This is a genomic window from Erwinia sp. E602, assembly GCF_018141005.1.
GTDB lineage: Bacteria > Pseudomonadota > Gammaproteobacteria > Enterobacterales > Enterobacteriaceae > Erwinia.
In genome coordinates this window covers 563,618-576,927 of the sequence record NZ_CP046582.1, presented here as the reverse complement: position 1 = coordinate 576,927, position 13,310 = coordinate 563,618, and the positions used below count along the sequence as shown (strand labels likewise).

Below are 13,310 nucleotides of genomic sequence, written 5' to 3'. Positions count from 1 at the left end.
CGCCCCGACTTTACCCGGCCACCCTGCGTGGCCTTTTTTATGTCGGGATAAATCAGGTTAATCCCGGCAGCAGGGCGATGACTGCCCCTGCCACCGCAGGATAGCGCGGCAAAGCGCCCGCTCCTTACTTCACGATCAGCCGGATGCCCAGCGCCGCCATCACCGTGCCGCCCAGCCGATCCAGCGGGGCCTTAAAGCGCAGGTAGGTGTTGCGCGGCCCGCGCGATGAGAGAGCGTAAGCCACAAACAGATACCACAGGCCGTCAATCATCATCGCCACCAGCGGGATGGCGATAAACATGCCGGTGCTGACCTGCTGCGGCAGCAGCGCGGCAAATACGCCGCTGAATACCAGCGCGGTTTTTGGGTTGCTGATCTGGGTGGTGAAGGCGGTGAGAAACGCCCGCTGCATGGTTTTGCCGTTGCTGCCCGGCAGTTCGAGAGCCAGCGGATCGCGGGCGCCACGAAACATCTTATATGCCATCCACAGCAGGTAGAGGCCACCGAGGGTCTTCATTACCAGCCACAGCACCGGTACGGCGGTAAGCAGCGTATGCAGGCCGAGCAGCGCGATGGTGGCAAACACCAGGCTGCCCGCGCCCATCCCCAGTGCGGCACCGATGCCCGCCCGCCGCGATGAGGCCACCGCCGTGCGCGCGACCAGAATAAAGCTCGGCCCCGGGCTGATTGCCCCTAAGCCCAGCGCCGCCCCAATTGAAACCACCGACAGTACCGCTGCGTCCATTTCATACCCCGCTCAGTTGATGAATGATTAACATAACGGCTAAGCGTTAATGTGGGCAAGCACCGTCATGCACAGTCTGCTGCGGGTACGGTCAGTAAAGCCGGCTGTCCGCACAGTCTGCTGCGGGTACGGTCAGTAAAGCCGGCTTTCCGCACAGTTCCCCCGCTACCACAGGCTGCGCCGGGCATACCGGCAACGCATCTTCCCCGCCCGCACAGCACAATGCGCGGAGCATTCGCGGTATCGGTAAACTCGCCTTCAGCCGATGCTGCCGCCAGGGATATGATCCGCATCGCCTTTTTCCCGCCTGCCCTGCAGCCAACGTGCTCAGAGCCGCGCAGCGCCTGCTATGCTTACAGGCATCTTCCCCTGCCACGCCACCGACGGATGCCGCCATGACCGAGCCGCTGCTGATTGCCCAGACCCCTGAACTCCAGCTCCACCTGCTGCCCGCGATGGCCAACCGCCACGGGCTGATTACCGGTGCCACCGGCACCGGCAAAACCGTCACCCTGCAGAAGCTGGCGGAGAGCCTTTCCGCCGCGGGGATGCCGGTGTTTATGGCCGACGTGAAGGGCGACCTCACCGGCGTGGCGAAGCCGGGCGTTGCCAGCGACAAGCTGAACGAGCGGCTGGCGAAGATCGGCGTCAGCGACTGGTCGCCGCAGCAGAGCCCGGTGGTGCTGTGGGACGTGTTCGGCAAGCGAGGCCATCCGCTGCGCGCCACGGTGAGCGATCTGGGTCCGCTGCTGCTGGCGCGGCTGCTGGATCTGAACGAGGTGCAGAGCGGCGTGCTGCAGATCGTGTTCCGCATCGCCGACGACGAGGGGCTGCTGCTGCTCGACTTTAAGGATCTGCGGGCGATCGTGCGTTACGTCGGCGATAACGCCAAAGCCTTCCAGAACCAGTACGGCAATATCAGCAGCGCCTCGGTGGGGGCGATCCAGCGCGGGCTGCTGACGCTGGAGCAGCAGGGGGCGGAGCACTTCTTCGGCGAGCCGATGCTGGAGATCCGCGACTGGATGCGCACCGACGACGCCGGGCGCGGCACCATCAATATCCTCGCCGCCGAGCAGCTTTACCAGCAGCCGAAACTGTACGCCACCACCCTGCTGTGGCTGCTGTCTGAGTTGTACGAGCAGCTGCCGGAGGCGGGCGATCTCGATAAGCCGAAGCTGGTGTTCTTCTTCGACGAGGCGCACCTGCTGTTCAGCGAGGCGCCGGCGGTGCTGCTGCAGAAGATCGAGCAGGTGATGCGGCTGATCCGCTCCAAAGGGGTCGGCGTGTGGTTCGTGTCGCAGAACCCGGCGGATATCCCCGATGCGGTGCTCGGCCAGCTGGGCAACCGCGTGCAGCACGCGCTGCGCGCCTTTACGCCGAAGGATCAGAAGGCGGTGAAGGTGGCGGCACAGACACTGCGTGCCAACCCGGCCTTTGATACCGAACAGGCGCTGCAGCAGCTGGCGACCGGCGAGGCGCTGGTGTCGTTCCTTGATGCCAGAGGCAGCCCGTCGGTGGTCGAACGCAGCTGGGTGATCGCCCCCGGCTCACGCATGGGGCCGGTGACGGACGACGAGCGTAACGGCCTGCTTAACCACTCGCCGCTCTCCGGCAAGTATGACGAGGAGATCGACCGCGAGTCCGCTTACGAACGGCTGCAGCAGGGCGTGCAGGCGGCGGGCGACAGGAGCGGTGCCCCGCCGGTGGCCGGAGAACAGGCGGCAGCGGATGGCGGCCTGCTCGGCGGGCTGAAGGATATTCTGTTCGGCAGCACCGGGCCGCGCGGCGGCAAGCGCGATGGCGTGGTACAGAGCGTGGCGAAGAGCGCCGCACGCCAGGTAACGAATCAGATTATTCGCGGCGTTCTGGGCAGTATTATGGGTGGCCGCAGGAAGTAGCCCGCTGGCTGTCGGTGTTACCCCCGTTGTGACCAACATCGGTATCAATGAGCAGGCACCTGGCATAGCCAGGCAGCATTATGGTGAGCCGTAAGAAGCAACCGGTAAGCCAACGGTTTTGGCCGTGCCTGTGACAGGGCAGCTAACCGGTATCGGCTCAGATGGGAAGCAAACCCTATATCGGCAGCGGACTGCGGGCCACGAGATTACAGATAGCTGAAAGCAGTCAGTCAGTCAGTCAGTCAGTCAGTCAGTCAGTCAGTCAGTCAGTCAGTCAGTCAGTCAGGATAAGTTAAACGAAAAACGGATAGTTATGGATAAAGAACTCGAACTCAAACGCGCCAAACGCCTGCCGCTGTTACTGCTGCTGGCGGCAATGCTGGTGTTTACCGGCACCGTACTGTGGCCGGTGTGGTATGCGCCGAACCCGTGGATCGCCGGGCTGAAGGCGGTGTCGGAGGCGGCGATGGTCGGCGCGCTGGCCGACTGGTTCGCGGTCAGCGCGCTGTTTCGCCGGGTGCCGATCCCGCTGGTTGGCCGCCATACGGCGATTATCCCGCGCAATAAAGACCGTATCGCCGTGAACCTGGCGGCCTTCGTGCAGGACAAGTTTCTCAGTACGGCGTCGCTGCTGGAGCTGATCCGCCGGCACGATCCGGCGCAGATGCTGGCCGGCTGGCTGGCGGCACCGGATAATGCCGCACGAGCAAGCGGCTGGCTGCTGAAGATGGTGCGCGGCTTTCTCGATCTGGCCGACGACCAGCGCATTCAGGCGTTTATGCGCCGCGCGGTTCATCAGGCGATCGATAAGGTCGATCTCAGCCGGTCGGCGGCGCTGGTGCTGGAGAGCCTGACCAGGAACAACCGCCACCAGCAGCTGCTGGACGACGCGCTGGCGCAGGTGCTGCAGCTGGTCAACCGCCCCGCCACCCACGAGTTTATTGCCCTGCAGGTGGTGCACTGGCTGAAGCGCGAGCATCCGCTGAAGGAGAAGATGCTGCCGAGCGAGTGGCTGGGCGAGAAGAGCGCCGGACTGGCGGCCAGCGCGGTGCAGTCGATTCTGAACGAGATTGAGAACGATCCTGACCACCAGCTGCGCCAGGGCTTTAACCGCGCGGTGCAGCGGCTGATCGTCCGTCTGCGCAGCGATCCGGAGATGGCGCAGAAGGCGGAAGAGATTAAGCAGTACCTGAAGGAAGACGAAACGCTGAACCGCTATATCGGCCAGCTGTGGGGCGATCTGCGCGGCTGGCTGAAAGAGGATATCGCGCGTGAGGACTCAAAACTGCACGCGAAAATCAGCGCCGCCGGGCAGTGGTTCGGCGAAGCGCTGCTGAATGACGCCACCCTGCGCGCCTCGCTGAACCAGCATCTGGAAGAGGCGGCCAGCAGCGCCGCGCCGGAGTTCGCCGAGTTCCTCAGCGTGCACATCCGCGACACGGTGAAAAACTGGGACGCCGCCGATATGTCGCACCAGGTCGAACTGAACATCGGCGCCGATCTGCAGCGCATCCGCATCAACGGTACGCTGGTCGGCGGCGTCATCGGGCTGATCCTCTATCTGCTGTCGCTGCTGCCGCAGGTGATATAAAAAAACAGGGGCCGGTATCAATCCGGCCCCTGCTCTTATCGTCCCTGCCCGGCTTCGCGCCGGCGGGTGCCCTTGCAATCGCACCGCGCCAGCGGATAGCCCTCGCGTCTATCGACGCTTCAGCAACATATACAAACTCAGCGCAAAGAACGCCGCGCTCGGCAGCAGCGCGCCGAGCACCGGCGGGATGCTGTACACCAGGCTCAGCGGGCCGAAGATCTGATCCAGCACGTAGAACAGGAAGCCGAAGCTGATGCCGGTGATCATCCGCATGCCCATCGACACGCTGCGCAGCGGGCCGAAGATAAACGACAGCGCCATCAGCATCATCACCGCCACCGACAGCGGCTGGAAGATCTTGCTCCACATGTTCAGCTGGTAGCGGCCGGAAACCTGGCCACTCTGCTTGAGATATTTGGTGTAGGCATACAGCCCGCTGATCGACAGCGCTTCCGGATCCAGCGCCACCACGCCAAGCTTGTCCGGCGTCAGGGTGGTTTTCCACTCGCCGGTCAGCGTCTGGCTGCCGCGCACCTGTTTCGGGTCGGTGAGATCGGACTGATCCACCTGCGACAGCTGCCAGATCGCCCGTCCGGCATCGTATTTCGCGCTTGCCGCGTAGCGCACCGACTGCAGGCGGCGCTCGTGGTTAAAGCTGTAGATGCTGATGCCGGCCAGTTCGCTGTTGTCGCGGATGCGTTCGATAAAGATAAAGTTATCGCCGTCCTTCGCCCACAGCCCGTTCTGAGTTGAGAGCAGCGAGCCGCCCACCAGCTGCTGCGCGCGGTAGTTACGCGCCATCTGCTCGCCTTTTGGCGCAACGAACTCGCCGATGGCCATGGTGAGGATCACCAGCGGAATGGCGGTTTTCATCACCGAGGCGGCAATCTGCAGGCGGGTAAAGCCTGAGGCCTGCATCACCACCAGTTCGCTGCGCTGCGCCAGCATGCCGAGGCCCAGCAGCGCGCCAAGCAGCGCGGCCATCGGGAAGAAGATCTCCACGTCCTTCGGCACGCTGAGCAGGGTGTAGATGCCGGCACCGAGCGCGGTGTACTCGCCCTGCCCGGTTTTGCGCAGCTGATCGACAAACTTGATGATGCCGGAGAGCGACACCAGCATAAACAGCGTCGCCATGATGGTGTTAAAGATGGTTTTACCGATATAACGGTCAAGTACGCCAAACATCAGACCGACCCTCCGCGGGTAAAGCGCGCACGCAGGCGGCGCATCGGCACCGTATCCCACAGGTTAAGCAGCACCGCCAGCGCCAGGTAGCTGAGGTTAACCAGCCACATCCAGACCGCCGGATCGAGCCGGCCCTTGTTGCCGCTGGAGCGCAGCGAGCTCTGCAGCAGGAAGAACACCAGGTAGAGCAGCATCGCCGGCAGCATCGACAGCACGCGGCCCTGGCGTGGGTTGACCACGCTGAGCGGCACCACCATCAGCGCCATCACCAGCACCGAGAACACCAGCGTCAGCCGCCAGTGCAGCTCGCTTCTGAACTCGGTTTTGTCTGACCGCCACAGCGCCAGCAGCGACATCTGTTCGGCGTCATTCGGGTCGAGCGTCACCGTCTGGTGACCAATAATTGCCTGGTAGTTCTCGAAATCGGTGATGCGGAAGTCACGCAGCAGCGCGGTGCCCTCAAAGCGGGTACCGTGATCGAGGGTCACCACCTGCGAGCCATCGGCGCGCTGGTTCATATGCCCCTGATCGGCCACCACCACCGACGGGCGGGCGTTGCCGTTCGGCCGCAGCTGGGCTAAGAACACCTTGCCAAAGTTGTTGCCTTTGACGTTCTCGATAAACAGCACCGACTGGCCGTCACCGGACTGCTGGAACTGGCCGGCGGCCAGCGCCGCCGCGCCCGGGTTGGCCTTGGCGTTCTGCGTCACTTCGCTCTGATAACGCGACGACCACGGGCCAAGCCAGCCAACGTTGACCGCCGCCAGCAGTGCGGTGAACAGCATCAGCAGCATCGCCGCTTTGACCAGCACGCTCTTACCGAGGCCGCAGGCGTGCATCACGGTGATTTCACTCTCGGTGTATAACCGGCCGAGCGTCATCAGAATGGCTAAAAAGAGGCTTAACGGCAGGATCAGCTGCGCCATTTCGGGCACGCCGAGGCCGAGTAAGGTGAGGACTAAGTTTGTTGGAATTTCGCCATCCACCGCGGCTCCCAGTATCCTGACTAACTTCTGACAAAAGAAGATCAGCAGCAGGATGAACAGGATAGCCAGCTGGCTTTTGAGCGTTTCCTTAACCAGATATCTAATGATGATCACGCTGAATACGCCTGTGAAAACTTGTCTTTTTGCAGGAAAATCGCTAGTTTCATCGCTTATACGCCATTTTTTCTCATCAATGGCCCATGTCATAGCTAAAATAGTATGACAATAATCGCGTTCCGGTGGGGTTAAAACTTAAAAACTTCCCCGGAACTGACTCTGACGTTCGTGACTAAACGACGTTTACGCAACGGCACTTTTCGTTACGGAAGCGCTACATTCTAGCCGCAGCAGCCGCCGTTGTCTTTAAGATTCAGGAGAATGCATGGAGTTCAGTGTAAAGAGCGGTAGCCCGGAAAAACAGCGCAGTGCCTGTATTGTAGTGGGTGTTTTCGAACCGCGCCGGTTATCACCGATTGCTGAACAGCTGGATAAAATCAGCGATGGCTATATCAGCGCCCTGCTGCGCCGCGGCGAGCTGGAAGGCAAAGTGGGGCAAACCCTGCTGCTGCATCATGTGCCGAACATTCTCTCTGAGCGCATCCTGTTGATCGGTTGCGGCAAGGAACGCGAACTGGACGAGCGCCAGTACAAGCAGGTGATCCAGAAAACCATCAACACCCTGAACGACACCGGATCGATGGAAGCGGTCTGCTTCCTGACCGAGCTGCACGTGAAAGGGCGTAACACCTACTGGAAAGTGCGCCAGGCGGTGGAGACCTCGAAAGAGACGCTCTACAGCTTCGATCAGCTGAAGAGCAACAAGGTCGAGCCGCGCCGCCCGCTGCGCAAGCTGGTGTTTAACGTGCCGACCCGCCGCGAGCTGACCAGCGGCGAGCGCGCTATCCAGCACGGCCTGGCCGTGGCCTCCGGCGTTAAAGCGGCGAAAGACCTCGGCAATATGCCGCCAAATATTTGTAACGCGGCGTATCTGGCCTCGCAGGCGCGCCAGCTGGCGGACGCCTACAGCAGGAACATCACCACCCGGGTGATCGGCGAGCAGCAGATGAAAGAGCTGGGCATGAACGCCTACCTCGCCGTCGGCCAGGGCTCGCAGAATGAATCGCTGATGTCGGTGATCGATTACAAGGGCAACCCGGACGCGGATGCGCGGCCGATCGTGCTGGTCGGTAAAGGCGTCACCTTCGATACCGGCGGCATCTCGCTCAAGCCGGGCGAAGCGATGGACGAGATGAAGTATGATATGTGCGGCGCGGCGGCGGTGTACGGCGTGATGCGTATGGTCGCCGAGCTGAACCTGCCGCTGAACGTGGTTGGCGTGCTGGCGGGCTGTGAAAACATGCCCGGCGGCCGCGCCTACCGTCCGGGCGACGTGCTGACCACCATGTCCGGCCAGACCGTCGAGGTGCTGAACACCGACGCCGAAGGCCGCCTGGTGCTGTGCGACGCGCTGACCTACGTTGAGCGCTTCGATCCGGAAGTGGTGATTGACGTGGCGACGCTGACCGGGGCCTGCGTGATCGCGCTTGGCCACCATATCAGCGGCCTGCTGTCGAACCACAATCCGCTGGCGCACGAGCTGATCGGTGCCTCCGAGCAGGCCGGCGACCGCGCCTGGCGTCTGCCGATGGCCGACGAGTATCAGGAGCAGCTGGACTCGAACTTTGCCGATATGGCCAATATCGGCGGCCGCCCCGGCGGTGCCATTACCGCCGCCTGCTTCCTGGCGCGCTTTGCCCGTAAGTATAACTGGGCGCACCTCGACGTGGCCGGTACCGCCTGGCGCTCCGGCAAGGCCAAAGGCGCCACCGGCCGCCCGGTCGCCCTGCTGTCGCAGTTCCTGCTGAACCGCGCGGGCCTGAACGGCGACGATTAACGCCGCCACCGCCGTACAGGGCCGGTTCACCGGCCCTGTACGCTTACCCGATTAAACGAGCACCCTGATGAAAAACGCCACCTTCTATCTGCTGGAAACCGACACCCCGGTTGACGGGCTGAGCGCGCAGGAAGCGCTGGTCTGCGATCTGGCCGGCGCCCGCTGGCGTGAAGGCAAGCGGGTGCTGATCGCCTGCGCCGATGAAGCCCAGGCGATCCGGCTGGATGAGGCGCTGTGGCAGCGCCCGGCCGACGCCTTTGTGCCGCATAATCTGGCGGGGGAAGGCCCGAAATACGGTGCGCCGGTCGAGCTGGCCTGGCCGCAGCGCCGCGGCAACGCCCCGCGCGACCTGCTGATCAGCCTGCTGCCGCAGTTTGCAGATTTTGCCACCGCTTTCTATGAAGTGATAGACTTCGTTCCCTACGAAGAATCTTTGAAACAGCTGGCGCGCGACCGCTATAAAGCGTACCGCAGCGTTGGATTCCACTTGAATACGGCAACGCCGCCCATTGCCTAAGACATAGCAGATATGGAAAAGACATATAACCCGCAAGATATCGAGCAGCCGCTTTACGAGCACTGGGAACAGCAGGGCTACTTTAAACCGCATGGCGATACCAGCCAGGAAAGCTTCTGCATCATGATCCCGCCGCCGAACGTCACCGGCAGCTTGCATATGGGTCACGCCTTCCAGCAGACCATCATGGACACCATGATCCGCTACCAGCGCATGCAGGGGAAAAACACCCTGTGGCAGGCGGGCACCGACCACGCGGGCATCGCCACGCAGATGGTGGTGGAGCGTAAGATCGCCGCTGAAGAGGGGAAAACCCGTCAGGACTACGGCCGCGACGCCTTTATCGAAAAAATCTGGCAGTGGAAAGCGGAGTCCGGCGGCACTATCACCCGCCAGATGCGCCGCCTCGGCAACTCCGTGGACTGGGAGCGCGAGCGCTTCACCATGGACGACGGCCTGTCTAACGCGGTGAAAGAGGTGTTCGTTCGCCTGCATAAAGAGAACCTGATCTACCGCGGCAAGCGCCTGGTGAACTGGGATCCGAAGCTGCGCACCGCCATCTCCGATCTGGAGGTGGAGAACCGCGAGTCAAAAGGCTCAATGTGGCACCTGCGCTACCCGCTGGCCGACGGCGTGAAAACCGCCGACGGCAAAGATTACCTGGTGGTCGCCACCACCCGCCCGGAAACCATCCTTGGTGATACCGGCGTGGCGGTCAATCCGGAAGATCCGCGCTATAAAGACCTGATCGGCAAGTTCCTCGTGCTGCCGCTGGTTAACCGCCGCATCCCGATCGTCGGCGACGAACACGCCGATATGGAGAAAGGCACCGGCTGCGTGAAGATCACCCCGGCGCACGACTTTAACGACTACGAAGTGGGTCGTCGTCATAAGCTGCCGATGATCAACATCCTGACCTTCGACGGCGATATCCGCGATGCGGCACAGGTTTACGACACCAACGGCGAAGAGTGCGATGCGCACGACGATTCTATCCCGGCGGAGTTCCGTGGCCTGGAGCGCTTTGCAGCGCGTAAAGCCATCGTTGCCGCCATCGACGCGCTCGGCCTGCTCGACGAGATCAAACCGCACGATCTGACCGTTCCTTACGGCGATCGCGGCGGCGTGGTGATCGAGCCGATGCTGACCGATCAGTGGTACGTGCGCACCGCCCCGCTGGCGAAAGTGGCGGTGGAAGCGGTAGAGAACGGTGATATTCAGTTCGTGCCGAAGCAGTATGAGAACATGTACTTCTCGTGGATGCGCGATATCCAGGACTGGTGCATCTCCCGTCAGCTGTGGTGGGGCCACCGTATCCCGGCCTGGTACGACGACGCCGGTAACGTCTATGTTGCCCGCAGCGAAGAAGAAGTGCGCGCCGAGAACAACCTCGGCCCGGACGTGGCGCTGCGCCAGGACGAAGACGTGCTCGATACCTGGTTCTCCTCCGGGCTGTGGACCTTCTCCACCCTCGGCTGGCCGGAAAACACCGAAGCGCTACGTACCTTCCACCCGACCAGCGTGCTGGTCAGCGGCTTTGACATCATCTTCTTCTGGATTGCGCGCATGATCATGCTGACCATGCACTTTATCAAGGATGAAGACGGCAAGCCGCAGGTGCCGTTTAACACCGTCTATATGACCGGGCTGATCCGCGACGACGAAGGGCAGAAGATGTCCAAGTCGAAGGGTAACGTGATCGATCCGCTGGATATGGTCGACGGCATCTCGCTGGAAGACCTGCTGGAGAAACGCACCGGCAACATGATGCAGCCGCAGCTGGCGGAGAAGATCCGCAAGCGCACCGAGAAGCAGTTCCCGAACGGCATCGAGCCGCACGGCACCGACGCCCTGCGCTTTACCCTGGCGGCGCTGGCCTCTACCGGCCGCGACATCAACTGGGATATGAAGCGCCTGGAAGGCTACCGCAACTTCTGTAACAAGCTGTGGAACGCCAGCCGCTTTGTGCTGATGAACACCGAAGGCCACGACTGCGGCTTTAACGGCGGCGAACTGGAGCTGTCGCTGGCCGACCGCTGGATCCTCGCCGAGTTTAATCAGACGGTGAAAGCCTACCGCGAAGCGCTGGACAGCTACCGCTTCGATCTGGCGGCCGGTATTCTCTACGAGTTTACCTGGAACCAGTTCTGCGACTGGTACCTGGAGCTGGCCAAGCCGGTGATGAACGGCGGCAGCGAGAACCAGCTGCGCGGCACCCGCAACACGCTGGTGACGGTGCTGGAAGCGCTGCTGCGCCTGGCGCACCCGATTATCCCGTTCATTACCGAAACCATCTGGCAGCAGGTGAAAGTGCTGAAGAACATCAGCGACGACACCATTATGCTGCAGCCGATGCCGGAGTTTGACGCCGCGCGCGTTGACGAGGCGGCGATGGCCGATACCGAGTGGCTGAAGCAGGCGATCGTTGCGGTGCGTAACATCCGTAACGAGATGAACATCTCCCCTGCCAAACCGCTGGACGTGCTGCTGCGCGGCGCCAGCGACGACGCGGCCCGCCGCGTGCAGCAGAACCACACCTTCCTGCGCACCCTGGCGCGCCTGGAGAAGCTGGAGCTGCTGCCGGCCGGTGACAAAGGCCCGGTTTCCGTCACCAAGCTGGTCGACGGTGCCGAGCTGCTGATCCCGATGGCCGAGCTGATCGACAAAACCGTCGAGCTGGAGCGTCTGGCGAAGGAAGTGGGCAAAGTGGAAGCGGAGATGGAAAAAATCACCGCCAAGCTGGGCAACGAAGGCTTTGTGGCACGCGCCCCGGAGGCGGTGGTCGCCAAAGAGCGCGAGCGTCTGGCCGACTTCGAACAGGCGAAAATCAAGCTGATCGAGCAGCAGGGCGTGATTGCTGCGCTGTAAGGCTTAGGTAATGCCAACCGGTTAACGGCCGGTTAAAGGGCGATGCGGGTGAGAACCTGTATCGCCTTTTTTATTGGTGGCCGATGATGGCGCGATTAATATAGTTTTCATGGCAGAAGAAAAGCAGCAACCATCATGACAATAACAAACACACCAACAGCTTGCATGGCAATATTCGCAAAGATATAAGCCATAAAGATACCAAAGAGGATTAACAGTGTGAGTGGGAGATAAATCAAACAGGACCAAACAATCCTGTTCTTCAACCACTTCCTCAGAAATGTCATCATACCTTCGCCCTCTCCCTGTGCCGTTGCGTTTGTAATCCCACGATCTGAAGAGGTTAACAATGAAGCATTGATATTTCATCAACATGGGGTCAACGGAAGGGAACACGCTATTAGTAAATAATCCATTTTTATTATTATTTGTAGTACATCGCGCGACAAATTTAAAACCCGTTATTCGCCAGTATCCGAACGAATCTGCCTGACACTATTCCAGCCGCGACGCGATAAACTGCCTGTTGTTTTCGTGAGGCAAAAAAAACGCCCGACGAATTTCGTCAGGCGTGGATGATTATGCAGAGGTGTAAAGCGTTACGGTTTCGGCTGCGCGTCCTGAATGGCCTTAATACGCTCCGGCATATCCGGGTGGCTGCTGATCCACTCCGGCAGCTGCAGGCCGTGGCTCTGCCTGTCGCCTTCCTGCTGCAGGCGGGTGTAGATCGCCTGCATCTCGGCCAGCGAGCGGCCCTGCGCCTGCATCTGCGCAATGGCGTACTCGTCCGCCTCGCGCTCCATGCCGCGTGAGAACTGCATCTGGTCGACAAACGCCGCCGACTGCAGAATCGTGTCGCCGATGCCGCTGACGTCGCCGGTCAGCCACATATAGCCCAGCGTTACCAGCGACGAGCGCACCAGCATCTGCAGCGGATGGCGGTGATGATGGTGGCCCATCTCGTGCAGCATCACCGCCACCAGCGCATCGTCGCTTTTTGCCAGCTTCAGCAGATCGTCGCTGACGATTAGCGTGCCGTCGGCCAGCATAAAGGCGTTAGCGCCGCCGTCGAAGTGCATCACCTTCAGCTGCAGCGGCAGCGTGCCGTCGCGCAGCTCGGGGGGGATCGCCCTGCTGAACAGCTGCTGCAGCCGCTGCCGTTCGGCGGGCGGCAGCGTCACCTCGCTGAATCCCCCGTGCCGCAGCAGGGTCTGCGTCTGCTGCCCTACCTGGCGGGCGACCACGTCCGGCAGGTTACGCGCCAGCAGGTCGCTGGCGGCGGGCAGGATCACCCACAGCCATAAAGCAATGCTGGCCAGCGTTGCCAGCAGGGTCAGCGCCACGCCGCGGCGGTAGCGTTCCAGCCGGTGCACCAGCCCCGGCCGGTGGCGCTGCTGCCACCACTGGCGAAACTGTGCGTCACTCTGCGGCACAAAGCGACCGCCGTCCGGGAAGGTCAGGGTCAGCGGAATGGTGCCCAGTGCGTCAGAGACCTGCACCTCTTTCAGCAGCAGCACCTGCTGGTGACCGTCCTGCATCAGGGTCAGATGGCGATCGTTAAGCGTCAGGCGGGCCACCTCACGGGCGGCCCGTCCGGGATACTGGTAGAAGCCATCCAGCTGCAGC

General features: G+C 61.7%; 9 protein-coding genes. 5 read left to right on the top strand and 4 right to left on the bottom strand.

Features of this window, described 5'->3' with window-relative positions; genetic code table 11:
* Positions 1–124: 124 nt before the first annotated feature.
* Positions 125–745: a LysE family translocator gene (locus GKQ23_RS04055; RefSeq protein WP_212409808.1), complete on the bottom strand. Its 621-nt coding sequence runs from the start codon at positions 743–745 to the stop codon at positions 125–127.
* Between the two features lie 395 nt (positions 746–1,140).
* Here GKQ23_RS04055 and GKQ23_RS04050 point away from each other — a divergent pair, with 395 nt between their 5' ends.
* Positions 1,141–2,643: a helicase HerA-like C-terminal domain-containing protein gene (locus GKQ23_RS04050; protein WP_212409807.1), complete on the top strand. Its 1,503-nt coding sequence runs from the start codon at positions 1,141–1,143 to the stop codon at positions 2,641–2,643.
* 313 nt (positions 2,644–2,956) lie between these two features.
* Complete coding sequence (locus GKQ23_RS04045; RefSeq protein WP_212409806.1) at positions 2,957–4,234, top strand: DUF445 domain-containing protein; 1,278 nt, start codon at positions 2,957–2,959, stop codon at positions 4,232–4,234.
* A gap of 108 nt (positions 4,235–4,342) precedes the next feature.
* On the opposite strand, the gene lptG is transcribed toward GKQ23_RS04045, so the two are convergent.
* Entirely contained in the window at positions 4,343–5,419 is a 1,077-nt protein-coding gene (gene lptG / locus GKQ23_RS04040) for an LPS export ABC transporter permease LptG (protein ID WP_101505787.1), read from the bottom strand.
* A complete protein-coding gene (lptF, locus tag GKQ23_RS04035) occupies positions 5,419–6,519 on the bottom strand; it encodes an LPS export ABC transporter permease LptF (protein ID WP_212409805.1) in 1,101 nt (366 codons plus the stop codon). Before lptF ends, lptG begins: the two co-directional genes overlap by 1 nt.
* Positions 6,520–6,787: 268 nt before the next feature.
* On the opposite strand from lptF, the gene pepA reads away from it, so the two are divergent.
* The 3 genes from pepA to GKQ23_RS04020 all read left to right on the top strand — a co-directional run bounded on the left by pepA (position 6,788) and on the right by GKQ23_RS04020 (position 11,684).
* The gene (pepA, locus tag GKQ23_RS04030; protein WP_056231292.1) at positions 6,788–8,299 is read left to right on the top strand and encodes a leucyl aminopeptidase; all 1,512 of its coding nucleotides are present in this window, start codon (positions 6,788–6,790) and stop codon (positions 8,297–8,299) included.
* Positions 8,300–8,366: 67 nt separating this feature from the next.
* Entirely contained in the window at positions 8,367–8,816 is a 450-nt protein-coding gene (locus GKQ23_RS04025) for a DNA polymerase III subunit chi (protein WP_056231289.1), read from the top strand.
* Positions 8,817–8,828: 12 nt separating this feature from the next.
* The gene (locus tag GKQ23_RS04020; RefSeq protein ID WP_101505786.1) at positions 8,829–11,684 is read left to right on the top strand and encodes a valine--tRNA ligase; all 2,856 of its coding nucleotides are present in this window, start codon (positions 8,829–8,831) and stop codon (positions 11,682–11,684) included.
* A 599-nt stretch (positions 11,685–12,283) separates the two neighbouring features.
* On the opposite strand, the gene GKQ23_RS04015 is transcribed toward GKQ23_RS04020, so the two are convergent.
* Positions 12,284–13,309, bottom strand: coding sequence for a M48 family metallopeptidase (locus tag GKQ23_RS04015; protein WP_101505793.1), 1,026 nt, complete (start codon positions 13,307–13,309; stop codon positions 12,284–12,286).
* Position 13,310 lies beyond the last annotated feature (1 nt).